The organism is Bifidobacterium catenulatum subsp. kashiwanohense JCM 15439 = DSM 21854 (assembly GCF_001042615.1).
Classification (GTDB): Bacteria; Actinomycetota; Actinomycetes; order Actinomycetales; family Bifidobacteriaceae; genus Bifidobacterium; species Bifidobacterium catenulatum.
In genome coordinates this window covers 2,076,742-2,099,018 of sequence record NZ_AP012327.1, presented here as the reverse complement: position 1 = coordinate 2,099,018, position 22,277 = coordinate 2,076,742, and the positions used below count along the sequence as shown (strand labels likewise).

24 protein-coding genes, 1 tRNA gene and 1 rRNA gene are annotated in these 22,277 nt (G+C 51.9%); 19 read left to right on the top strand and 7 right to left on the bottom strand.

Annotated elements, in window-relative coordinates; genetic code table 11:
• Positions 1–109: 109 nt before the first annotated feature.
• The 10 genes from rrf (at position 110) to BBKW_RS08905 (ending at position 5,608) form a co-directional block, all read left to right on the top strand.
• A 5S ribosomal RNA gene (gene rrf / locus BBKW_RS08935) occupies positions 110–227 on the top strand.
• Positions 228–727: 500 nt separating this feature from the next.
• Positions 728–815: transfer RNA gene (locus BBKW_RS08925), tRNA-Ser, on the top strand.
• Positions 816–1,040: 225 nt separating this feature from the next.
• Complete coding sequence (locus tag BBKW_RS11085) at positions 1,041–1,232, top strand: hypothetical protein (protein ID WP_231858484.1); 192 nt, start codon at positions 1,041–1,043, stop codon at positions 1,230–1,232.
• 79 nt (positions 1,233–1,311) lie between these two features.
• Positions 1,312–1,812: a tyrosine-type recombinase/integrase gene (locus tag BBKW_RS11080; protein WP_231858483.1), complete on the top strand. Its 501-nt coding sequence runs from the start codon at positions 1,312–1,314 to the stop codon at positions 1,810–1,812.
• A gap of 135 nt (positions 1,813–1,947) precedes the next feature.
• Complete coding sequence (locus BBKW_RS11075) at positions 1,948–2,313, top strand: site-specific integrase (protein ID WP_231858482.1); 366 nt, start codon at positions 1,948–1,950, stop codon at positions 2,311–2,313.
• Positions 2,310–2,705: a RodZ family helix-turn-helix domain-containing protein gene (locus tag BBKW_RS11070; RefSeq protein ID WP_231858481.1), complete on the top strand. Its 396-nt coding sequence runs from the start codon at positions 2,310–2,312 to the stop codon at positions 2,703–2,705. The genes BBKW_RS11075 and BBKW_RS11070 overlap by 4 nt, the downstream gene beginning before the upstream one ends.
• A gap of 449 nt (positions 2,706–3,154) precedes the next feature.
• Complete coding sequence (locus tag BBKW_RS08915; RefSeq protein WP_033501495.1) at positions 3,155–3,349, top strand: helix-turn-helix domain-containing protein; 195 nt, start codon at positions 3,155–3,157, stop codon at positions 3,347–3,349.
• A gap of 2 nt (positions 3,350–3,351) precedes the next feature.
• Positions 3,352–4,428 (top strand): hypothetical protein, encoded by a 1,077-nt coding sequence (locus BBKW_RS10345; protein ID WP_081962281.1) that lies wholly within the window; start codon positions 3,352–3,354, stop codon positions 4,426–4,428.
• 85 nt (positions 4,429–4,513) lie between these two features.
• The gene (locus BBKW_RS10340; protein ID WP_081962280.1) at positions 4,514–5,194 is read left to right on the top strand and encodes an AAA family ATPase; all 681 of its coding nucleotides are present in this window, start codon (positions 4,514–4,516) and stop codon (positions 5,192–5,194) included.
• A 12-nt stretch (positions 5,195–5,206) separates the two neighbouring features.
• A complete protein-coding gene (locus BBKW_RS08905; protein WP_033501494.1) occupies positions 5,207–5,608 on the top strand; it encodes a hypothetical protein in 402 nt (133 codons plus the stop codon).
• A 627-nt stretch (positions 5,609–6,235) separates the two neighbouring features.
• On the opposite strand, the gene BBKW_RS08895 is transcribed toward BBKW_RS08905, so the two are convergent.
• Positions 6,236–6,997, bottom strand: coding sequence for a helix-turn-helix domain-containing protein (locus tag BBKW_RS08895; RefSeq protein WP_033501492.1), 762 nt, complete (start codon positions 6,995–6,997; stop codon positions 6,236–6,238).
• Positions 6,998–7,094: 97 nt separating this feature from the next.
• Between BBKW_RS08895 and BBKW_RS08890 the strand changes: the two genes are divergently transcribed.
• Both BBKW_RS08890 and BBKW_RS08885 read left to right on the top strand, forming a co-directional pair.
• Positions 7,095–8,273: a DNA cytosine methyltransferase gene (locus BBKW_RS08890; RefSeq protein WP_033501491.1), complete on the top strand. Its 1,179-nt coding sequence runs from the start codon at positions 7,095–7,097 to the stop codon at positions 8,271–8,273.
• A gap of 12 nt (positions 8,274–8,285) precedes the next feature.
• A complete protein-coding gene (locus BBKW_RS08885; protein WP_033501490.1) occupies positions 8,286–9,203 on the top strand; it encodes a DUF4928 family protein in 918 nt (305 codons plus the stop codon).
• 119 nt (positions 9,204–9,322) lie between these two features.
• Here the strand turns inward: BBKW_RS08885 and BBKW_RS10635 are convergent, their stop codons facing one another.
• Positions 9,323–9,481: a hypothetical protein gene (locus BBKW_RS10635; protein ID WP_157872376.1), complete on the bottom strand. Its 159-nt coding sequence runs from the start codon at positions 9,479–9,481 to the stop codon at positions 9,323–9,325.
• 386 nt (positions 9,482–9,867) lie between these two features.
• Here BBKW_RS10635 and BBKW_RS10875 point away from each other — a divergent pair, with 386 nt between their 5' ends.
• The 5 genes from BBKW_RS10875 to BBKW_RS08865 all read left to right on the top strand — a co-directional run bounded on the left by BBKW_RS10875 (position 9,868) and on the right by BBKW_RS08865 (position 13,103).
• Entirely contained in the window at positions 9,868–10,716 is an 849-nt protein-coding gene (locus tag BBKW_RS10875; RefSeq protein WP_231858480.1) for an HNH endonuclease, read from the top strand.
• Between the two features lie 229 nt (positions 10,717–10,945).
• Positions 10,946–11,539, top strand: a complete 594-nt coding sequence (locus tag BBKW_RS08875) for a hypothetical protein (RefSeq protein WP_144314079.1) — start codon at positions 10,946–10,948, stop codon at positions 11,537–11,539.
• Positions 11,540–11,542: 3 nt separating this feature from the next.
• Entirely contained in the window at positions 11,543–11,863 is a 321-nt protein-coding gene (locus BBKW_RS08870; RefSeq protein WP_033501488.1) for a hypothetical protein, read from the top strand.
• Positions 11,863–12,366: a Na+:H+ dicarboxylate symporter gene (locus BBKW_RS10625; RefSeq protein WP_126016617.1), complete on the top strand. Its 504-nt coding sequence runs from the start codon at positions 11,863–11,865 to the stop codon at positions 12,364–12,366. The genes BBKW_RS08870 and BBKW_RS10625 overlap by 1 nt, the downstream gene beginning before the upstream one ends.
• Before the next feature lie 374 nt (positions 12,367–12,740).
• On the top strand, positions 12,741–13,103 hold the full coding sequence (locus tag BBKW_RS08865; RefSeq protein WP_033501487.1) for a hypothetical protein: 363 nt from the start codon (positions 12,741–12,743) through the stop codon (positions 13,101–13,103).
• Between the two features lie 122 nt (positions 13,104–13,225).
• On the opposite strand, the gene BBKW_RS08860 is transcribed toward BBKW_RS08865, so the two are convergent.
• From BBKW_RS08860 to BBKW_RS08845, 4 genes are all read right to left on the bottom strand, one after another.
• Positions 13,226–14,899 (bottom strand): sialate O-acetylesterase, encoded by a 1,674-nt coding sequence (locus tag BBKW_RS08860; protein ID WP_231858479.1) that lies wholly within the window; start codon positions 14,897–14,899, stop codon positions 13,226–13,228.
• Positions 14,900–15,011: 112 nt separating this feature from the next.
• Entirely contained in the window at positions 15,012–15,938 is a 927-nt protein-coding gene (locus tag BBKW_RS08855; protein WP_034255162.1) for a hypothetical protein, read from the bottom strand.
• A 277-nt stretch (positions 15,939–16,215) separates the two neighbouring features.
• Positions 16,216–16,533, bottom strand: a complete 318-nt coding sequence (locus tag BBKW_RS08850) for a type II toxin-antitoxin system PemK/MazF family toxin (protein WP_033501486.1) — start codon at positions 16,531–16,533, stop codon at positions 16,216–16,218.
• Positions 16,533–17,087 (bottom strand): Panacea domain-containing protein, encoded by a 555-nt coding sequence (locus tag BBKW_RS08845; RefSeq protein ID WP_051920327.1) that lies wholly within the window; start codon positions 17,085–17,087, stop codon positions 16,533–16,535. Before BBKW_RS08845 ends, BBKW_RS08850 begins: the two co-directional genes overlap by 1 nt.
• Before the next feature lie 269 nt (positions 17,088–17,356).
• On the opposite strand from BBKW_RS08845, the gene BBKW_RS08840 reads away from it, so the two are divergent.
• Positions 17,357–19,960, top strand: a complete 2,604-nt coding sequence (locus BBKW_RS08840) for an RICIN domain-containing protein (RefSeq protein ID WP_033501485.1) — start codon at positions 17,357–17,359, stop codon at positions 19,958–19,960.
• Between the two features lie 68 nt (positions 19,961–20,028).
• On the opposite strand, the gene BBKW_RS08835 is transcribed toward BBKW_RS08840, so the two are convergent.
• A complete protein-coding gene (locus BBKW_RS08835) occupies positions 20,029–20,979 on the bottom strand; it encodes a glycosyltransferase family 2 protein (protein ID WP_033501484.1) in 951 nt (316 codons plus the stop codon).
• Between the two features lie 185 nt (positions 20,980–21,164).
• On the opposite strand from BBKW_RS08835, the gene BBKW_RS08830 reads away from it, so the two are divergent.
• Positions 21,165–22,274, top strand: coding sequence for an acyltransferase (locus BBKW_RS08830; protein WP_033501483.1), 1,110 nt, complete (start codon positions 21,165–21,167; stop codon positions 22,272–22,274).
• Positions 22,275–22,277: the final 3 nt, after the last annotated feature.

Sequence of the window (22,277 nt, the reverse complement as noted above, 5' to 3'; positions counted from 1 at the left end):
GCGTTTGATTTGCTTCGCGTCCGTTGTCCGGTTCCCGGACCGCCACGATCGGAATCGTGGTCGGTTCCGTTCCCGGCCGATCCGTGTGGTCGGCCGTTCAGAGTGGTTTTGCGGTGGTCATGGCCCAGGTGAGACGCCCGGTCCCTTTCCGAACCCGGAAGCTAAGGCCTGGCTGCGGCGATGGTACTGCACTCGAGAGGGTGTGGGAGAGTAGCGCGCCGCCGCATTCGACTGTTTGGAGGACCTTCCGGTCGAGTCCCTGATGGGATTCCCGGAGGGTCCTTTCTTTTTCGTATTCGCGTGGGGGTTCCCGCCGGGCGCAACGCTCCGGGAGCCTTTTTTTGTTTGTTTCCGTGGGGTGTTCCTGGGCGTGGCGTTGCGGTGGTCCCGTCGCGTGTTGGTCTGTCGTTGGTCTGTTGGCGTGCGCCTCCCCACAACACACGAAAGAATCCTCCAGTGGGTGGAGGAATTTGGATGCTGGGAGGCCCGTTAGTGGGGGTCTTCCTCCAGTGAGTGGAGGTTTTCGGACCGTAGAAGGCCTGTGGGTGTACTGATTGTTCCAGTGGCTGGAGGAATTTGGTCTGTGAGAAGCTTGGTGACAGGCAGATTCCTCCAGTGAGTAGGAGATTTGAGACGTTGCGACACGCCGATTTGGGTTTTAGGAGAAACTGTTGTATCCTAATCGAGTTGCGTTTCGCGGATAGATACTGTGAGACGTTGCAGAATTGGAGAATTCGCCTAGTGGTCTATGGCGCACGCTTGGAAAGCGTGTTGGTGTAACAGCCTCACGAGTTCGAATCTCGTATTCTCCGCCAGTAGGGCTTTCGGATGATTCCGGAAGCCCTTTTTCATACCCAGAACGGCGGAATTTCAACGTTTTTGGCGGTTTTTCAACGATTACCCCTCTCCTTCATCATCCTTTTCGACTTGTCTTTTACAGTAAGATAGGCGGCAAGATAAGCGGTGCCGCTTAAGCACTTGAGCGGCAGACTTCAGAGTCGCCCGCTTGGCAGCTTTTATGTCGGTTGAAATTGATTATCATGGCACGCACTTCACAAAGCACACGGCCAGCCAGTCGACGACGCCGGTTCGGCAAGATTGAGAGAAAAGTCGGTGCCAACGGGCAGATCTCCTACGACGCCTCATACATCCCGCCCGTCGAAGCCCGATCCCAGTATCCGCATCTTCCTGCGCGCATTCACAAGCGATTCGACGAAGGCTATGAGACCTAGGCGGAGGCATGGCTCAACGAGGCAAAGCGGTTGATTGACCTGAACGCATGGGCTCCGGCGGAAGTCACGGACAATGCTGATGCCGGCAGCAAGGTACTGTTCCAGCGTGTTCGCAGCCGACTATGTGGAAAAGCGTCGCAAGGCGAACAACGAGCCGATTCAGCAGACCACCAAGGAAAAGTACCAGCAGTATCTGCGCGACTATCTGAACCCGGTTCTGGGCAACAAGCCCATGGCTGCCATCAGGCCTGCGGATATTCGCCAGCGGTACGACAGCATGCACGTCACCAAGGATGGCCGCGGCGAAAGCATTCGCCGGCATGTGTTCGAACTGCTGGACGGCATCATGTCGCACGCGGCCAATGCGCCGCTGGACGATTCCGGCACCACGTTGATCAAGCGCAGTCCAGTTCAAGGTTCCGCGCCCTGCCACGAAGCATGTGCACAAGATTGCGACTTATGCACAGGTACAGGCCATCGCCGATCAGATGCTGCCGAGCTTGGCATTGGCCGTGACGCTATCTGGCTTTCTGGGACTGTGCCAAGGCGAAGCATTGGGCCTACAACGCCATGCGTTTGAGCTAGACGAGCAACCGCCGATTGTGCATATTCACCGAGCCGCCAAGGAGATTCTGCACAACGGGCACAAGGAGCAAATACTCGGCTCCACGAAGCCCAGCAGCGTGCGCGATATCGCGAGATCCCCGCTCCCCTAGTGCCGGTTATCAAGCGGCATCTGGAGATCTATGTGGACGACAAGCCGACCGCCTTGGTGTTTACCGGAACCCGCACGCACGGTATCGTTCGCGGCCAATCGTTGCGCAGTACGTTCGTCCGCGCGGTCAAAGCCGTTGGCGACCCTGACTTGCAGGGTATGGATTTCCACGAATTGCGGCATTCCGGTTTGACACTGATGGCCGAAGCCGGCGCTACCGTCGGCCAGCTGATGCAGCGCGGCGGACACACGAACATCAAAACCGTTGCCGTATATCAACACAGTCCAGCGCCGAAGCGGAGGCCAAGCTGCGCTCGAAGATCGAGTCGAACATCAATGCCTCAGCAGGATTATCCTGCGAGATGACAGATGCCAATACGCTCGATACGGCAGATGCAACGTCTACTGTCAACGCAGCCGCCGCTTCAGCATCCCAAACACCTGCGAGCGCCGATCCTGAGACTGCAGCGCTTGCTAAGAACGCCGTAACACCGAATGCCACGACGTCCGAAGAGAGCGCACAAAGTTCAGCCAATACGTCAAGCACTCAGAAGGCTGCTTCACCAGACACCATTCCTTCTGACGCCAAGAACTCCGCTCTTCAAGTATTGGCGAACACCATTGCCGTCATGCCTTCCGATGCCCGGCTGAGCGTGCTGAAGGCCTTGGACGACAGTCAACGCGTGAAAATCCTCAAGCTGTTACCTCTGGATGTGCAGGTGGATACGGTTCAGCGACTTATTCAGGCGCTCGCCTGAATGGCGCACTCAATAAGCACGGAGAAATCCACTTAACAAATTCAACCAACTTCTACCAGAAGCCAACAAACTCCAAGGCCACTGGACTCAACCAAGACAAACGGTCTCATCAAAGGCAACATGCCATAAGCCAATCTCATTGCAACCAACAAAGCCTATTCGTCTTATTCTGAACATCTTATTTCACCGCAGAATCACTTGTTTTCGTTGAAATTCCAACGATTTCACGACCACACATCTAGTTCAAGTTTCAGCCGTTTTCAGCCTTTGCGCTCCTTGGAATAACGTCATATTCTGAATTCCAGCTTCCCGGGGGCCGGCAAAAACCTGGGGAACATGCACCGGTGCAGCCAACAACCACAACAGAATCATCTAGGGCGAAGTGCGTCCGAATTCGACGGAAGCGCTTCGCTCCTCAGGCTCTGTTCCGCACGAGAGCAAGGAAACATATGGCTGCAATTCCAACGAAGAATGACTACCCGCGCCTCACCGCCAAGCCAGCGCAAGTGGCAGAGATGCTGGGCTACGAGGACGTGAAAAGCGTTTACAGATTGATCAGAACCGGAAAGATTCGCGCTCGCAAGGTAGGCAACACGTTTCTGGTGAATCTCACCAGCGTGCGCGAATTCGCAGGTGAGGAGTGAGCATGGCAACCTCATACGAGCGAGTGCTCGAAGCCGCGAGACGCTATCCTCGAGATCTCAGGCTCCAAGAGCTTCCGCGCGACACCTCCGGAAGACAACACGCTCAGTGCAGCTGCTCCGCCCATGACGGAGACAGCGGCACTTCACTGCACATCACCTACGACCAGTCCAACGGCAAAACCATGCTGCACTGCTTCGGAGCGGAGCACTGCGATACCGCTTCCATTGCCGGTGCACTTGGATTGAAAATCATCGACCTGTTCGATCAACAAAGCGGACCTCAAGGCCATGCCGATTACAGCGGCTACAACAGTTACAGCTGCGATAGCCGGCTCACTGCCGCCGATTTGGCGGCCATACGGCATGCGAATGTCACGAACGCTCCGCTTCTCAGCAGAAATGAGACAACGACGATTACACCTGCACACACGGAAAATTCTGCGGAAATCAGACAGCGGTACGAGATGCCCGAACCATACTTGGAACCATTGGCCCTAGGCCGATCCCCTATGTTCGCCGCCGTCTGCGCAGCTATTGCAGTTCAGCCAAACACCGGCCTGCTGCACGGCACTTGCCCAAACTGCGGCGCAGCTGACTCGCTCACTGTGTTGTATTCCCCACTGGAAAGCGCCACATTGCTCCGCTGCAGCACTTGCCAAGCCGACGATGTGCTCAACGCGCTGAACGCTCCCGCTACGCTGGCTCGTTCCAATGGCTATGAAGCAATGATCTACGACAGCGAGCGCGGCACGGCATATGAATATGCGGACGGTCTGATTGTTCGTCGCTCTCCCACCAAGCGAATCTCGCAAAGCGGCAACACCGCCGACAAGCACCCGTTGTGGATGGCCGCCGACGCGAAACGTGCCATGGCATCGGGCGAGCCAGTGTATCTGATAGAGGGAGAAAAAGATGCCGGCACATTGCGAGCGCTCGGCTATGCCGCTGTAACCGCAGCGGGAGGTGGCGGCAACTTCGCCGCGAAACTGGATCTTGATTCAGCGCGCTTAGCCCTTAGTGGGGCTGATGTGGTTGCCATTGTGGATAAGGACGACACCGGCACTCGCTGGAAGGAGTAAGTGGCGCAGACGCTGACACCGTTCGTGCGGTCGTTGACGTTTATCCAGGCGGCTGGGTGAGGCTCACAACGCTTCCAACGCGGCGATGAGCGGCTTGGAGTTTGAGATTTTGCCAAGCGAAAGCAGCCAGCCTGAGTCTGAGCTTAAGACTGAACTGATGCCCCGCACCTATTTGCTGACCCGTTTAGCTGATGTGAAACCGGAGCGACCGTTGTGGTTGCGGCCGGGCCATATTCCCAAAGGAAAGATCGTACTGATTGACGGCGATCCGGCGACTGGCAAAAGTACCTTGGCCTTAGATATCGCAGCTCACGTCACCACGGGAACAAGTATGGCCGGATGGGTCTGCTGGATGCGACCCCGCAAACGTGCTGCTGCTGACTGCGGAAGATGGACTGGCGGACACCGTGAGCCCACGCATTCGCGCCGCACAAGGCGACGCATCCAAGATGTTCGCCCTATCGGAAGTTTTCAAGGATGGCAAGGAGGTAGCGATTACGCTCACCGACGCACTGCCACAGAGATAGCACAGGCTGTGCGTGAGCAGCATATCGGCCTGATTGTCGTGGATGTGTTGATATCGTTTTTGGGCAGCGACACCAACAGCTACAAGGGTCAGGATATCCGCGCGCAGGTGATGGCTCCGCTCAAAAGGCTGTGTGAGGAAACCGGCTGCACGGTTATCGCGCTGCGACATCTCAATAAGGGCCAAGGAGCGGCGATATATCGCAGAGGCGGCAGTATCGGCATCGTCGGCGCAGCGTGAGCCGCTTTTCTGATGGCAAAGGATCCGGAGAATGGGGGGGGGCAGCGGCTGTTCGCACCGGTCAAGTTCAATCTGGGTTCGATGCCGCGAACCCTGGCCTACCGGTTGGAGGATAATCCGCTGCTTGGCTGCGCACATGTCCGCTGGCTGGGCGAAACGGACGATACGGTGGAATCGCTCAACCAGAGCGCTTACGGCACCAGCGAGCGCGAGGACAGTGACGTGCGTACGTTCATCCAAGACTACTTCGACCACAACAAGGAGCTCACACCGGATGGCTTGTATGGGGGTGTGCCGTCGTACAGAGTAATCAACGAAGCGAAAGGCGAGTTCAGCAAGCAGCAAGTTCTGGACGGCAGACGACGCCCAAAGCCACTGCTGGCAAGCAAGAAGTACGGCAACATGTGGTGGTGACTGTCGCCGGATTATGCGGATCATCCGAATCAGGAAAGCTCTGAAGATTTGAGTGCGGAAGCCACGGACACCCTCAGCGGTGAACAAACTGAGACTTCAGAAGCAACTGTGCCGGATCCGGTCGCTGTCACAAGAGCTGCTGCCATCTTGCCGCCTTCGTCAAAACCAAGCTATTGCAACGTTCCGCACGAACCAGACAAGACGGTGTTTCCCACCTTGTCCGACGATGCCGATCCGTGGGCGATCCGGAGAAAACGCAAGATTTGCAATGCCTTACGGCAAACGAACCGACATCTGAACTGGTAAGACGGCAAGATGGCGCGAGCGAGAACGCCACTCATCATCCCGCAACAGGCGAAGCCGACGGTTCCGTCACAGACATTGCCGGATGGAAGGCGAGTCTCCCTCCCTACGCAACAGACCTGCACTACCAACAGCTCAACGCCACGCAATTGAATGAGCTCATCGGTAAGGGGGGCCTGTGGGCCAGCAAAGCCCGTCGCGAGATAGCCCGGCGAGAGTGCGAATAGCAGCTGATCCTAGAAACTGCTGCAGCGAGTTCACTCAGCAAGGCGTGAGGCAATTCAATCCACAGCGAACTGCCCCGCGCCTTCTCAAATACGCTCATTAATCCAGTGCAAAAAGACCATCTTTGATTGCAAGATCTATATACTGTCGAACAGTCACCACACCCTTGCGTCTCTCAACGTTAGACTCATATAAGGCAAGGCACTGTGCCGTAATTGGCCATCTAGCAAGTCTCTGGATCCTATCAGGATCTCCATGCAGGGTAATTCCATAGAGAACATCAAAAAGTAAATCCACACCGCTGGAGTAACTACCATCAGCATTAGAAAACACAATCTGGCTCTTATTCCCCTGGCTAGGCGTATCTTTTTCCAGCGGATCTACTGTATGCAGCACATCTGGAGACGCGTCGTCTGGGATAAGACGCCTAAACGAATCAATCACTTTCGCCAATTGAACTTCATCCGAGGAATAATATTTGCGCAATAGCATCCCTTCAACAATCAGCTGACTATACCTTTTCTCAGTTTTTTCTCCAGAGCCGCCAATCGTCACTGCCTGAGGGCGACCGACATTCTTCATAATTAGCTCGTATTCGTCAACGCTATCCAGAAATAATTGGAGACGAAGTCGGTCATCCAGCTTTTCCGCCTCGCCGTCCTCCGCCGCATCTTCCATGTAATCTTCAATACGGCCTCCGAGAGCATTAGCAATAGCTACGGCGTCTTCTAGAGGTGCCCGGCTAAACGAATGTCGACCCGACAGATATCCATTTAGTCTTTTCTCACTCACGTTGGATCTCCGGGCTAATTCATGAAAATCCAAGTTCGACGCGTTAACAGCATCACTAAGCTTCGTCATACGATCCTCTTTCCTTCACGACACTTATTCGAACACTTGTTCTATATATAGAGTATCATGGTTAGGACGACAGTCAGGCACGAGGTAAGGTGGGAGCATGAACGACAATCACACGCACGCGGCTACCGGCAAGGCATGCCCACAAGCCCTCGAATTCTTTGCCGGAATAGGCCTCGCACGCCTTGGGCTCGAAGAATCCGGCTTCCAAGTCGAATGGTCGAATGACATCGACTCCGCCAAGTGCGAAATGTATCGCAATAACTTCACGGATACGCCGGGCCACACCCTTGTCGAGGGGGATATGAGCGAGCTCTCCGGCGACGACCTGCCCCATGATGCTTCCATCGCTTGGGGATCCTCTCCTTGCACGGATCTCTCCCTTGCGGGCACTCGTACGGGCCTGAACGGCAAACAATCCGGCGCTTTCTGGCAATACGTGCGACTGCTCGAAGAACTTGGGGACAGCCGTCCTCCGATTGCCATTCTCGAAAATGTGAACGGATTGGCCACTTCTCACTCTGGGGAGGATCTCGCCGCAGCGGTGCATGCTTTCAATGTACTGGGCTACTCCGTAGACGTATTGTCCATCGATACCCGTCGATTTATCCCTCAGTCCCGACCGCGACTCTTTTTGGTTGGCCTGCAGAACCCGCCGTCCGCCGAACAATTCGATTCTTCGTTGCGCCCTGACTGGCTGCAGCAGGTCTTTGCGGACACCTCTCTCCGCACGCATCGCGCACCGCTGCCTGAGCCGCCGTCTCCTCTGATGTCCGGCCTCAATATGTACGTCGAGAACATGGCTGATGACGACGAACGCTGGTGGGACGCCGAAAGAACCGCCAAATTCCTTGATTCGCTGTCGCCGGTTCAGACTGCCCGCGTGGAAACGTTGCGTAACGAAACAACCGTTTCCTACCGGACCGCTTATCGCCGCACCCGCAACGGTAAAGCCGTATGGGAAGTTCGCGCAGACGACATCTCCGGCTGCCTGCGCACTGCACGAGGCGGCTCATCTCGCCAGGCAATCATTCGCATGGGCAATGGTCAAGCCGCTGTCCGTTGGATGACGCCACGCGAATACGCTGCTCTTATGGGTGCGGCCCACTACAACATTACGGGCCTGCGCTCCAATCAAGTGATGTTCGGATTCGGCGACGCTGTCTCCGTCCCTGTCGTGGAATGGCTCGGCAAGCATTACTTCATGCCTGCTCTGAACAACACCCTTGGCAAAGACCTGTACGTGGAGCAAACTCTGCTCTCGAATCACACTGCATAAGCGAGGCAAACAATGGATCTGACTCCCATCGATGATTTCCGAAAGTCCCATCAGGTAAACACCAAGGGCGCTTTGGCTGCCGCCATCCAGCTCAATCGCTTCTTTTCCGCAGACACGCTTCCCATTGACGCCAGCGACTATCACACGAACAAGGAAGGTCAAGTCAAGGGAATCAGCAAAGACAACTGCCAGAAAATCCTTGCCGAATATGGCATCACACGACTCCTCGCAGCAGAGGGCGGACGAACCAGCCGCGGCACCATGGCATTGATGCACGACTATGCCGAGCTCATTAACGAATTACGTCCAACAGCGGAGCAATTCACCGAGATCGAGCAATACTGGGTCAAACGAATTCAGGCATTCTTCACCAGCAAACCATTCAAATTGGAATCCGACAACTCGCTTTCCGTCGATGCGGCTGTGGAACATCTGCTGCAGCAGGCAGCGCAGCGACAAAAGGAAAATCCGGGCACTATGTACGTCGGTACCGTTCTGCAACATCTTGTCGCAGCGAAGCTCACCATCGTTGCCCCAGAAGTAGAAATCAACGGCGCGTCCGTTGCTGACGATCCGACTGGGCGGGGAGGCGATTTCAATGTCGGCGACACAGCCATACACTGCATCACTGCCCCAGCATCCCTACTCATGAATAAATGCCAGCGCAACATCAAGGCCGGGCTGCATCCAATCATCATCACTGTACGCGACCGCGTCAAAACCGCATGGGACTTAGCCTCCGACATGGGCTTCGAAAACCGCCTTGAAGTTTGGGACCTGCAATCGTTCCTTTCCAGCAATGTGCACGAGCATGGCCACTTCACCAACGCAGCACGTCACGAAACCCTTTCGCGTCTGGTCAAGGCTTACAACCAAATCATTGACGAACACGAAAGCGACCCCAGCCTACATATCGAATATAACGGCTGATTAGTTTTATCCGCCCTGCATCCCGCAACCAGCTCGATACCCAATCGCTCTTTATAATGCATGCGTTCAGTCAGGCAAAAGCTTGCTAGTATCAGTCAGCCAAGGGCTGAGCGCACGCATCATGCGCCCACTGACTGATGCAAACTGATTTCCATGTAGGCACTGTAAATTTCCATGTAGGTTCCATGTTGCCGCAGGATGGTGCCAACCGGCGTCCTTGGAAACGTTGAAATCATTGAGATTCCGACATACATCTTCGCCTGCCACTGAATTTCCATGTTGGCTCATTAGGTTCACTCTAGTTCCCACTAGATTCCCAGTAGACGCTGTATACACGAAGGATCAAAGCTAATCAAGCTCTTCCGATGGGTTAATAGTCCTTGAAAACACTAGGATTTCAGCACTCTTGCCCCCCTCCGACCATCCACTTCCCACTAGATTCCCTCTTGTCGCTGTAGAGCACACAACCAACACGCAAGGCAAACCCAAAAAACAGTGAAGGAAAGTCCTTACAACAACTTCAAGAACAATCTGTCCGCTTATCGCTAAGCTTCCACTCCTTCCCACAAGATTTCAGACACGAAGCATCGAATACAAGCTAAGACTCACAAGACATACCGCATACAAAGCACAGGCATGTATCATTCCGCAATATCCTGGATTTATGGCAGTAAATGTCAATGCATCAGCACCTCGCCGTAATTGGTCACGCGAGGAAACAATGATGGCGTTCGCCTTGTACATCGTGCTCGAGCCACGTGAATGCGACGACAAAGGGCTTGACGTGCAACGTCTTGCATCGTTCCTGCACCGCACTCCCAGCTCAGTGGCATTGAAAATCTGGAACATCGCAGCTTACGACGACAACCGCAAGGCCCGCGGGCGCGTAGGCATGAAGCATGGAAGCAAACTCGATTCCCAAGTCTGGCAATGGTACGCCGAAGACCCCGATGCTTTCATGGAGCAATGCCTGGATCTGCTTCGGCACGCGCTCCTGCAAGCGGACGCGAACGACTTCAGCCCGGTGCCACTGGCTTCCGACCGTTATTCTTCTCTCGAAACCGCAACGTTCCTGCTCATCGCCGAACGCGCACCCGCCGGAGAGGAACGACCGACAACCACGCTTCAGCGGGTCAACCAATCCTATTTCCGCAACTCACTATTGCAGAACTACCACAGCACCTGTTGCATTACCGGTCTGCAGCTTCCCACACTGCTGATCGCCAGCCACATCAAACCCTGGAAGGCATCGACCCCCACTGAGAAGACCGCGGCATCGAATGGCCTGCTGCTCAACGCCTTCCACGACCGCGCCTTCGATCAAGGCCTCATCTCCATCGATAACGACTATTGCATCATGGTCAACCACGACAAGGTGAAGCACTCTGACATCAACGACAAATGGCTCTATGACTTCGAAGGGCGCGAAATCTCATTACCGGCAATCAGTCAGCCTTCACATGAATTCATCGAATACCACCACAAACACGTATTTCTCGCCGACGCCGCATAACAACACCGGTGAGGACCCCCCAACCATCCCACGCTACCCCAGAGTATTAGGCAGATTTCTCCCCGTTATTTTTCACACATAAAGCATGTACTCAACATAACTACGGCGGTTGCCACAAACACTTTCTTTAGGAAGGGCCGTAGAGTCCTTCATCCCAATCGTCGCACCCGAAAAATGAAGTACAATGATTGGCATTAGGTAGATATGACCTACTAAGCAGGTGAACGACTTGACAAGCGTGATTCAAAGAACAGTGCAGTTCTACTGGCTCCGGCTGAGGTCTCGTGATGGTATCAGCAATGGAACCACGGGACATATCAATTGGATGAAGCGTCTCAGTGAATTTCGTGAATTCCCTTGGGAAAATAAAATACTCGATAATATTATTTTTGATTCTGCAACAGACAAGCATTATCCAGTACTTACAGTTTTTGAACAATTCCAGCCAAATTTTATGCAGCTCATTGATCAGGAACACAAGAGAGTCACTGATTTCATGGACAGCGAGGCATATAGCAACACAAACAATTTAGCAAAATCGTCAGCGTTCGCCTTCTTCCCAAAATATTCTCTTGTCAGCAGAGTAAGTGGCAATGCTGGTAAAAGCGTAGACCCCCTCAAAAAAGCACTAAACTATTACTGGCCTGAAGAAGATTATGAATGGGATGTTATTCCCGTCATCACAGCAGATAGCATCGAGCGTTTCAAAAAAGAACTTCGCGGAATAGATTCCCTCACAGCATCATTCACAACAAAAAATTTTATTGATAAAGCTTATGAAATAAAAGGTAACGCAGGAGAATTTTATCAAGAAATTGCATAAAAAGTGGGAGCCGATCTTGATATCGACATTAGGATTAGCCTGACAGACGATACAGCATATGGAAAAGCTCGTCGCGTTTTTAAAGATATAATGCAAGATTTCATCATATCTGCAGTAAATCAGAACAAAAAAGTTCAAGTAAGTGGACCTGATTTCGCAGACAAACTGTTGGAATTAAATTTAGTATCCCATCCTGTAGTAGAACAAAGCGAGATTACAATATCCAATGACGAACCCCGATTATTTACTGGACTAATCAATCATTTAATTGCTGTTTCAGTCGATAAAGAGACTTATTTATACGATATTTCAAAGAGTAATTAATGCCACATTTAACATTAATAAATGGAATTATGGCGCATCCCGCCACTGACATCCTAGGCGCAACCATAATAACCGCTACTTGGTGGCTTCTCAGCAATCCAGTACCTCAACTACCTGGAGATGGCAGTCCCAATGATTTATTCATCGGGCTATCGACCCTCTCCGGATTAGTCATGGCTACAGCAACATTTATATGTACGATGCTATACCAGTCAAATTCACCTTTGATGATAGAAGCACGAAAGAGATTCCCCGAAGAATTATCAAGAAACTGGCTAAGTATTATCATCTGGACTTTAACGACGGCCATTTTACCTTTATTTTCACTTTGCCTATGGGGAATAGATCGCATTACCTCATTCGGAATCGTAATCTTTAGCACATCGCTGCTGTTGGCAAAGGGAGGCCGTTCTATATACTGGTTAAACTACACGCTCTTCATGGAAAAAGCATCCTCAATACTCTCCCCTGTTTCGCGCAATCCAAAAAGCACCCGTTCATAACCACCCGTTTCGCCCCATTGCGACACGCCGTAGGGGCGGCGAGTTAAGCGGCGAAACACTTAATCAGCAGCCCAGAAACGTTGTAATTACGCCGAAAACAGCAAGTCGCTGCCGGAATCTCGTATTCTCCGCCAGCAGGGTTTTCAGATGATTCCGGAAGCCCTTTTTTCATTTTCATACCAAAACGGCGATTTTACAATGGCCTGTTGCGTAGATAGATGTTCGACGAAAAAGTTGCGAAACAGTGGGGGAGTTGCGCATATCGATGATTTCGTTCGCAGCGGCCTGCTGCCTTGCATTACGCTCGGAACGGTGACCGTTACCAGCGGAGAGAGATTACCGGCGGAAATTGCCGGAAAAGAAGGAGGACGGCGATGGCTGAATCCGACGATGAGCTAGATATTCAGCGTGAGCTCGATACCCGCGACTCCCTGGCTTCGATGGCCCGCTATCATGCATCATCGCCGAGCGCCATTACCACGCAAGTGCTGCCGCCAAGCTTCATTCCCACTGCGACCGGTCGTGTTCGCCCTGTGACCGGTGCGTTTCCCGCAATTCAGTCGAATGAGCAGGAAAAGCAGTCGCAGCTTGGCCGTTCCGTTCGATCCATACGTTCATTGGCTGCGGGATCGCTTCGTAAATCGCAAGATTCCACTGCGGACGGTAATGACGATGACAATGACAATAACGGTGTTACACCCCGCATGGCGTCCAGCGCCCCGCACTACGTCGACTGACAGTCAACATTGCTTCGACTTAAATTCGAGAAAAACATGCCTGATTTTCAGGATAATCCCTATCTCGCTTTGTCGTGTCCTTCGCTGCCGACGAATAATATTCCGATTATCAGTTGGCCGGCCTACTCAACAACCGCAATAAACGGACTTGCTGGCAATCCAAGATCGTTATAGAGCAAACTGGAAATAGCCGGATTTCCGCTCCACCAATAACGCACTTGAGTTACCGCGTTAAGATTCGAACTTCCATCAGCGGCACTCAGCACAATCTGCTTACCTTTGATTACAGCCGTTGCCGGAACCCATTTTCCGGAATCGTTGGCAATTTCAAAACCTTGCAATGATGCGGAAGTCGGCGTTGCGACATTAGCAATACCATCCAAAGGAGTCGCGTCCGAATTGGCCGTGTAATTAGGTACGGTCGCACTAGCGGTTTTGGAATAATTGGGGTTTTCTGCCTGCAAACCAGTTGCGGTGCCCTTTTGGAATGACAATACGATCGTGCCATCGGAAGCATGCTTCGCATGTGCGATAAGCGGTCCGTTGGGAACGGCCTTGCCTTCCGACATTGCCAGATATTGCGCGGCCATGCGTGCGCCAAGAATATCTTTGCCAAGCGGATGTATCAACGTTGAAGTGCCCTTGTCCGTATCAAGCGACACGGTCATTGCAACGTTGGAGGCATTGTGCAATCCGACGTTGTTCAACGTGCTCAACTGTGCGAATCGCACGTTCTGAGTGTACTGATAGCCAGGCCAACGCGCCAACTGCACATACAGGAACGGCAGATCATCCTGGTCAAACACTGCACGATACTGGTTGATCAGCGACGTCATCTGAGACTCGTATGCCAATGCAGTCGCCTCGTTCGCGGAATCATTGCACCCTTGGTACCACAGCACGCCCGCCACATGGAAACCCTCCAATGGCGCGATATGGTTCGCATAAATGGAGCCACCCTTCACATGGTTTCGAATCGGCGTGCCGCCCCACGCGGTCTGAACAATACCGACGGGCACATTCGGATGCGCGGCGCGAAGCTGCATGGCGAACTGCTGTGCCAAATAGCTGAAATGCTGCGAATTTTCGGCGGTCGCATCAAGCCAGGAATCGGCCTGCTCGTTCACGTCGCGTAGCGGGAAATCAGCACCTTCCGTGGTGTTGGCGCTCGCAACGAAATGCACGTTCTTGTCGGAAAGCTGTTTCGGTAGATCGTTGGTTGTTACTAGACCTCCGCCGAAATTATAGTCATTGCCGGGGCCCTCGTAGTATTGCGAATAATTCAATTCCATATTCGACTGTCCGGCAGCAATAAAAACGTCGCCGACATACACGTTTTTCAGAGTCAACAAAGTGGCTTCGTTGTACGAAATCGTTAATGAATATGGCTTAAGACTTGCTTTCTGCTTAGGTAAAGTGCAAGTGAAATCACCGTTCTTGGAAATTTTTGCTTGCGCTGATGATGATTTCTTACCTTGGGAAATCGTTGTAACCAGTTGTGTTGGGTCAATGGTTTTTCCACGCTGCGAAGTAGTGACGGTTCCCTTGACTGCCAGCGTTTTGCCACGTTGGAAAACCATGTTCTCCATGTAGTAGGAGGGGAGTTGTACCGATGCGCGGGTCGCATAGTTTGCGGATGAATCGTCGCTTGTGCCGGAGGAGCTGCTGGCGTTACTGGCGTTGACATTCGCCGAACCGTCGCCCCATTTCGGCCCGCAGCCAACAATAATCGCCACAAGTATCGCCATGGTCACTACAGCGGCAATAATCACGCGTGCCAGTCGTTTCTTATTCAAATCAGCCCCTTTCGGTCGCGTCGGTCACGACGGCTGCGCCGGATTGGTCGACAGTGCCGTCTGTGACGGGCACGACGCCGACAACTCCAGCATCGCCTTCTACGGCTGCAGCTCAGTCCGTTCCAGTGGTGCTGTTATCGCCACTGGTCGTTCCATCAGTTCCGTCACCACCATCGGTGGCCGCGGACTCGTCGGCCTTCTGCAGAGCCTGCTTGAACTGCTTGGCCTGCTTGTCATACTCGGCTTTTGCGGCGTTGGCTTTGCTGATAGTGGCGGAGGCGTCGGTGGCACAGCTCAGTGTTTTCGGAGCGGTGACTTCCGTCTGATGAAGTTCGGCAAGCTTGTCGAGATCGTAAGATTTGTCAAAACTGGTGAACGCTTCGGAGATTTTTGCCTTCAGCTGGAACGCCTTCGAATAGGAGGTGTTCATGGCCGTGACGGCTTCCTTACAGTCATTCAGCGCAGCCAGGCCACGCATTTGCTGCGATGCGCGTATGCCTGTGAATCCGAAGATCGCACCCAAAACGACCACCACGACGACTACGGTGATAATGATCTGGCGATAGAAGCGCTTTACATGCTGGTTCGTCCAAGCGTCGCCATCGCTGATGCCTTGCGCTATGGCCGCGTCGAACGGGTCTTGCGGTCGACGGGATTCGTTGGATTTAACGGCTGTGTCTGCTTCGAGCGATTGCCGATTGCTGGTCTCAGCCGTGTCTCCACTGACGATTGTGCGTGTTCCGGTTGTGTTGGTGTCGATCGCGTTGGTGCCGGCTTCGGTTGCGTCAGCTTCATTGGAAGCGCTGTTTGTATGCGCATTTCCGGTACTGCTGTCGGTACTGCTGTCGATATTACTGGCGGTGTTGTTATCGGCATTGCTGGCAGATGTGTCGTTGACGGTCGAGCTGTCGGCTGTGCTGCTGCTGGTAGCGGCGTCAGTACCGTCGGCAGAAGTGTCGGTTGTTGCGCTTCCGGCAAGTGTTCTCGGTGCGCGTGACGAGGTGTTTTCCTCGCTTGGCTTCTTGCCGTGCCGTGCCATAACCCCTCCAGAATCTGCCTGCTATTCTGTGATCCCTGGTGCCGGCTTCCGGTCCCGGTCAATGCTGACCGTGCCGAGTGCCCACCTGAAATGCCAATATACAGCGTACGATACCCGTTCGTCCCCGATGTATCGCTTCCGTGTTGCAGAGGTTAATGTATTCGGTCTTGCGGAAACGTTGCGCGCTGTTGACGAAATGAGATGCGGAGATTGATCTCTGGGATTTGACGAACGCATCGCTCTAATTATGGGGGTTGTTAAGCGGTGAATGGGTAAATTACTTCAGATATTTCATTTGGAGTTCGATACGATCGTATGGCGAAAGTGTTCCCATGTAGTTTTCCAACTGATCGATTGGGATTTTCAACATCTTTCTATAGCGGATGGCTGAAGCCTTTGTGAGACCTGCTTCATCCCAATTGTGGATAAGCATGAAGTCTGGAAAATGCGTTTTTTCAACTTGGGACGTAACGTAGATTACTACGCAATTATCTTCGGTGACTTCTTTGATAACAACGGGCCGATATTTTCCTGTGGAAGGGTTTTCTCTGAATGGGAACCAAACTTTCCAAATTTGCCAAGGACGCGGCTGCATCAGTCATCCTCCCAACCCTCGGGGAGGAACGGACGCCCTTGCGAGTCAAGCTCGGCAACGATGATGTTTTTATCGGGTTCGGGCTGCATGTCGATAGGCAAAGGCTGTTTTTGGACCCATTTTTGGATGCTTTCAACTGGGATGACTTTGTTCTCATTAGGGACATAAGTTTCCGACCAAGGGGTGTCAGGCTGGTGTGTTTTGCGCATGAGTCCCATTGCGGAATAATCCCGTGCGTATGTGCGGTATACGTCGCACAGCAGATCCAAAGTTTCCGGTGGAATCGTCTGCCAGTCGAACGGTTGGGCGACTTTCGCGATGGAATCGCGCTGACATTCCTTAAACGTCCGATATACGCTTTTGACGACAGGGCCATATTTCCAAGCTTCGAGGGGTGCGTCGAACAAGGGTTTGCCGAATCGTTGCAGGCTTGCTGCCTGTGCAAAAAACAGGAGCTTGTTGAGTTTCATATTGGTCATGCCGTCATCTTCTTCCGGATCGCCTTCGTTGGCGGTTGCGATGAAGAAATCGGCAACGTCCATAACGTTCAGCATGACCACCTCTTTCTGATTGGATTGGGTAAATGAACATTTCAGTATAGGGGAATCATTGATGAATGACAAGTGGAAAGTGGCGGCTATTTAGATTTGCGGTTGTTTAAGTTGGTGGAACACGGCGTGGGAGCTTATGCAATATGTATGGGGACCAGGATGATTTTGGGGATTTGGGATATGCAGGGTTGCGGGGTGCGGTTAGAGTTGGCGATTAGGGCGTTCGCGCCGAATATTTGGGGCTGATGACTTTATTCAAGAGAGGCTGACGAATGGTTTCGCCACATCATGTTTTGAAGATTGCGACTGCGCTGTCTGCGGTTGCGTTGACGGTTTCCGTTGCGGTTACGCCGGCTTACGCATTGCAGGATATTGCGATTGAGGATGCTGTTACGCAGAGAGGTGCCGTTACTGCAGATAATGGCGTTGTTGTGCAGTCTGACGATCAGTCGGATGATCAAACGGGCGACCAACAATCGCAAGACAGCATGCCTGACAATCCGAATGCGAAACTTCCGGATGCCGTCAGTGACGAGATTTCCGACGATGCCACCGTGGTTTCGGAAGACCTAGCTGTCACCCCCGAAGGTGAGGTCAAGAACATCGAAACCGGCGAAACCGTGACCGATGCGACACTGGTCGGTACGCAGGATCAGCAGCCGGATCCGCTCGCTAAAACCAATGGCGAATCCTTCATTCCGGTAAGTGCGGAAGATGTCAAAAATGCTGTAGCCGACGCGAACGTACAGCTCTCCAAATTCGAAAGCAATGAATACGGCGCGCACTGGGGCACCTACAACAATTCGAAAGCCTTCTTCGACTATCAGAACAACCTGTTCGTGCAGCAAGCCAAAGGCGTGATCGACGTTTCCGAATGGCAAGGCGATATCGACTGGGCCAAAGCGAAAGCCGACGGCGTGGAAGGCGTGATCATTCGCCTTGGCTATGGTTGGGGCAACAATGCCGACAAGAAAGCGCAACGCAACATTTCTGAATGCAAGCGACTCGGCATCCCGTTCGGCATCTACTGGTATTCCTACGCGGATACGCCGTCGCTTGCCAAAGAAGAAGGTGCCGACGTGGTCGCCAAACTCAAGCAATTCGGTGTGAGTCCGAGCGACTTGGCGTACCCCGTGTACTACGACTTGGAAAGGTGGACGTGGGAGGGGCATCAGCCGCCCACCGACCCGAACGTGTACAACGATATCGTCAACAATTGGTACAGCGCACTGCAGTCCGCCGGATACAAGAATCTGGGCGTCTACTCGTACACCAGCTACCTGCAAGGCCCGCTGAAACATGCCGACATTTACGCCAAAACCGCGTGGGTGGCGCAGTACGGCGCTCGCATGGGATTCGACTCGTTCCCGACCAACAGTCGCGGATGGCAATACACCAGCTCCGGCAAAGTGGACGGCATCAGCGGCAATGTGGACATGAATGCGTTTGGGAATAAGGAGTATGCGAATGGCGGGAGTGGCAATGATTTACAAGCGGCCATTGATGTACGCAAAATGACTGCAGTTGCCATTCCGAATGGCAATTATTACATCAATGTTCGTTCCAAAGTCGCGTCCAGCGTTGATATTCCTAGTGGAAGTGCCGCAGATTCCACCGCCATTCAGCTGTATTCCGGCAATAATTCCAAGGCGCAGCAATTCACCTTCACCAGGCAGTCCGATGGAAGCTATGAGATCGTCAATGTGAATTCCGGTAAGGCTTTGGACGTGCGTAATGGTGTTGCCGAAAGCAATGCTGTAGTGCAACAGTATTCTCGAAATAATTCTCAAGCTCAGCGATGGTTTATTCGTGATTCCGGAGCAGGATATTATTTGCAGTCCGCTCTCGGTAATTGGGTTCTGGATTTGAGCGGTGGAAATACTGCGGATGGTGCTGCGATTCGGCTGTATACGCCAAATGGCACTGCTTCACAGTTGTTTGTTGTTTCGTCAAGCGATGTCAATATAGCTACTAGAGTGTCGATGATTATCACTTCGGTTGCGAATAAAAAACTTGTCACGGATGTGACGAGTGCATCGACGACGAACGGGGCACGAGTTCAACTTTATTCAAGTAATAATACAAACGCCCAGAAATATCGATTTGAATCAATTGGCAATGGAACTTATAAGATTGTCAATATTAATTCTGGCAAGATGCTGGATGTGGCTGGCGGATCCACTGCTAATGGAGCGGCATTGCAGCAATATACGAGTAACAATACTGTTGCTCAGCAGTGGACGGTGCGGAATTACGGCAGTGGCAAGATTGCTTTGGTGTCGGTAAACGCCAACAAAGCTGTCGATATTCCAGGTGGCAATGCTGTGCAGCAGGCTCAGCTGCAGCTTTATTCGCCGAATGGCACTGTTGCTCAGCAGTGGTTGGTCGCAAAGGCGCCGTTGACGTTGCGCGAACGTTTGAACGAAACCGCAGCCAAGCATAGGCAAGATCTGCCGGATGGAACCTACACGTTCGGATCGAAGCTTAATACGTCTATGAAGGTGGATGTAAGCGGCGCTTCCCGTTCAAATTATGGAAACGTGCAGATTTGGGCCAATAATGGTACCAATGCTCAGAAATGGAAAGTGACGCATGATTCCAGCGGGTATGTGACGTTGACCAGTGTGAACTCCGGCAAAGTTTTGGATGTGAATGGCGGCGTATCTGCCAACGGAACCAACGTGCAACAGTACGATTCCAATGGAACATACGCTCAGAAGTGGATAGCTGTCAAAAACTCCGATGGCTCATACACGTTCCAGTCGGCGCTCGCGGAAAACGTGGTGCTGGATGTGAATGGTGGTTCCAGCGCAAACGGCACTAACGTGCAGTTGTATACTTCCAACGGAACAAATGCCCAAAAGTGGGTGAAATAGCAGAATAAAACGAAGGCTTGATTCCGCATATTCTGCTGGAATCAAGCCTTCTTAATGACGTTGAGAGATCACTTTCCCCGACGCTTCATCAACGCAAAATGATTGGCGTCAACGATGAAGGCTTTGCGATCGTTTTTGGCTATGACGTCGAGAATAATTCCTGCGACAATCAAGAGCAGGCCTGCAATAACGAGCATTACCGCACCGATGAGTGTGGGGAAGCGTGCGACCATGCCGGTGCGCATGAAGTCGATGCCTACGCTGCCGCAAAGAATTAGACCGACGATGCCGACGATTAGGCCGAGACCGCCAAAGAACGGCAGTGGCTTGTATTCGCGGATCATGCGGAAGATGGTGCTCATCACTTTGATGCCGTCTCCGACGGTATCAAGTTTGCTGACGGAACCTTCAGGGCGATCGCGGTACTGAATCGGCATCTCATAAAGACGGAGATTGTTGTTCAGCGAATGAATAGTCATTTCGGTTTCGACCTCAAAACCACGGGACAACACTGGGTAGGTCTTTGCAAAAGTGAAGGAGAACGCTCGGTAGCCAGTCATGATATCGGTTACGTGAGCTCCGAACAGTCCATTGATGGATCCGCGCACGAGCCTATTGCCGAAGTTGTGGAATGGGCGTTTGTTTTCTTGGAAGTACGTGGAGCTCAGACGATCTCCAATCACCATGTCGTAGCCTTCAAGAATCTTGTCGACCATAGCAGGTGCTGCGTCAGCTGGGTACGTATCGTCGCCGTCAGACATGATGTACACGTCAGCATCGATATCTTCGAACATGGCTCGAATGACATTGCCCTTGCCCTGACGTGGCTCCCTACGTACGACAGCACCTTCTGCGGCAGCGATCTCTGCAGTGCGATCAGTGGAATTATTGTCGTAAACGTAGATGTCTGCTTGTGGCAAAGACGCTTTGAAATCACGAACGACCTTGCCGATGGTCACTTCCTCGTTATAGCAAGGAAGCAGCACAGCAACGGAGGGGTTTGGATTCTTTTCGAGCATGTAAGACACTATAGCCTCTGCTATGGTCGGAGAAAGGTAGGACTCTGCTAAATGGCGGTTTAAACACTGATTGTCTTTTTGGAGATGAAGCCCAGTACGGGGATTCTTTATTCAGAGAGTCATGTGTGTAGTCTAAATTTTGTTTTTGCAATAGTGGATTGATCGGTACTAAGAAATGATTCTATATGGGAAAACGTATAGTTGGGTATGATGTTGCGAAGAGCATTGCGATGTTTTTTGTGGTTTTGTTACATTTCGCTTTTTATACCAGATACTATTCTGGCGGACTTGCGGGCACTGCAGTAACCACACTGTGCGTAATCTGTGTGCCACTTTTCTTCGCTGTCAATGGCGCACTTTTGTTGCCGAGGACTTTTGATGTTAAAAAACATTATAAAAAAACATGCACCGTTGTTGCGATTGTGAGCATATGGAAACTGCTTATTGCAGCTTTCTTTGTTTATGTGGATGGCTCTCATTCTGTTGGAGTAAAGAATTTAGTCGTTTTTCTATTTGGTGGAGGGTTTGGGGAATACCCAGTTGGGTATTTTTGGTTTATGAACGCTTTGATTGCGGTCTATCTGATATATCCACTGATTAAAATAGCTTTCGATTCGAATGATAAATCTGCTATGGGTTGCCTATTGGCGGTTATTTTTGTTTTTTCTGTCGGGAAAGATACCGTACGAGTTATATTGCAGATGTTAGGTTCAGTCAGTCATCATGATTTTGCGTCAGTCCTTGATGGTGTGGGTCAATTTTATATTTTCGGCGATTATGGATATGTGCTTATGTATTTCGTAATTGGTGGTCTTATAGGCGCATCTGTAAGTCGTTCTGGGGGACATTGTCTTGATAGGTTTAGGTTGCAGCCAACGGTTGCATTGTTAGCTGTTCTTCTGTGTTATATTGTAACTTTTGCTATTCAGAGATATCAGCATGCTGTACAAGGAACGAATTTAACGGTGGATCATGGTTATTGGCTTTTCCCAACGTTTCTCGCCACTATCTTAGTGCTGCAATTGCTTGTCAATGTGAAAATGGAGGGTGGTGTAGCAGCTGTATCGAAAGTTGTAGGTGCGAATACTTTTGGTATTTATATGCTTCATATGATTGGACTAGTTCTGATGAGTCGACTGCAAGTTTTGCCTGTTTTCTCGTGTTTGGGCAATATGAATTCCATCCTTGTGACGCTGATGAATATTGTCATGGCGCTGTTTGTTTTTCTCGGGTGTCTTATTGTTTCCGTGTTATTGAGGCGGATACCTGTCGTTGGACGTCTCTTTTCTCTATAAAAA

Excerpts from the sequence above, each read along its gene's own strand:
- BBKW_RS11080 (WP_231858483.1), top strand. The coding sequence starts at position 1,312 with ATGCCGGCAGCAAGGTACTGTTCCAGCGTGTTCGCAGCCGACTATGTG.
- BBKW_RS08835 (WP_033501484.1), bottom strand. The coding sequence starts at position 20,979 with ATGCTCGAAAAGAATCCAAACCCCTCCGTTGCTGTGCTGCTTCCTTGC.
- BBKW_RS08855 (WP_034255162.1), bottom strand. The coding sequence starts at position 15,938 with ATGGCACGGCACGGCAAGAAGCCAAGCGAGGAAAACACCTCGTCACGC.
- BBKW_RS08830 (WP_033501483.1), top strand. The coding sequence starts at position 21,165 with ATGGGAAAACGTATAGTTGGGTATGATGTTGCGAAGAGCATTGCGATG.
- BBKW_RS08850 (WP_033501486.1), bottom strand. The coding sequence starts at position 16,533 with ATGCAGCCGCGTCCTTGGCAAATTTGGAAAGTTTGGTTCCCATTCAGA.
- BBKW_RS08895 (WP_033501492.1), bottom strand. The coding sequence starts at position 6,997 with ATGACGAAGCTTAGTGATGCTGTTAACGCGTCGAACTTGGATTTTCAT.
- BBKW_RS10340 (WP_081962280.1), top strand. The coding sequence starts at position 4,514 with ATGAGCGGCTTGGAGTTTGAGATTTTGCCAAGCGAAAGCAGCCAGCCT.
- BBKW_RS11070 (WP_231858481.1), top strand. The coding sequence starts at position 2,310 with ATGACAGATGCCAATACGCTCGATACGGCAGATGCAACGTCTACTGTC.
- BBKW_RS08840 (WP_033501485.1), top strand. The coding sequence starts at position 17,357 with ATGGTTTCGCCACATCATGTTTTGAAGATTGCGACTGCGCTGTCTGCG.
- BBKW_RS10635 (WP_157872376.1), bottom strand. The coding sequence starts at position 9,481 with ATGGAAATTCAGTGGCAGGCGAAGATGTATGTCGGAATCTCAATGATT.
- BBKW_RS08865 (WP_033501487.1), top strand. The coding sequence starts at position 12,741 with ATGGCTGAATCCGACGATGAGCTAGATATTCAGCGTGAGCTCGATACC.
- BBKW_RS08890 (WP_033501491.1), top strand. The coding sequence starts at position 7,095 with ATGAACGACAATCACACGCACGCGGCTACCGGCAAGGCATGCCCACAA.
- BBKW_RS10625 (WP_126016617.1), top strand. The coding sequence starts at position 11,863 with ATGCCACATTTAACATTAATAAATGGAATTATGGCGCATCCCGCCACT.
- BBKW_RS08885 (WP_033501490.1), top strand. The coding sequence starts at position 8,286 with ATGGATCTGACTCCCATCGATGATTTCCGAAAGTCCCATCAGGTAAAC.
- BBKW_RS10875 (WP_231858480.1), top strand. The coding sequence starts at position 9,868 with ATGGCAGTAAATGTCAATGCATCAGCACCTCGCCGTAATTGGTCACGC.
- BBKW_RS08845 (WP_051920327.1), bottom strand. The coding sequence starts at position 17,087 with ATGCTGAACGTTATGGACGTTGCCGATTTCTTCATCGCAACCGCCAAC.
- BBKW_RS10345 (WP_081962281.1), top strand. The coding sequence starts at position 3,352 with ATGGCAACCTCATACGAGCGAGTGCTCGAAGCCGCGAGACGCTATCCT.
- BBKW_RS08915 (WP_033501495.1), top strand. The coding sequence starts at position 3,155 with ATGGCTGCAATTCCAACGAAGAATGACTACCCGCGCCTCACCGCCAAG.
- BBKW_RS08905 (WP_033501494.1), top strand. The coding sequence starts at position 5,207 with ATGGCAAAGGATCCGGAGAATGGGGGGGGGCAGCGGCTGTTCGCACCG.
- BBKW_RS11085 (WP_231858484.1), top strand. The coding sequence starts at position 1,041 with ATGGCACGCACTTCACAAAGCACACGGCCAGCCAGTCGACGACGCCGG.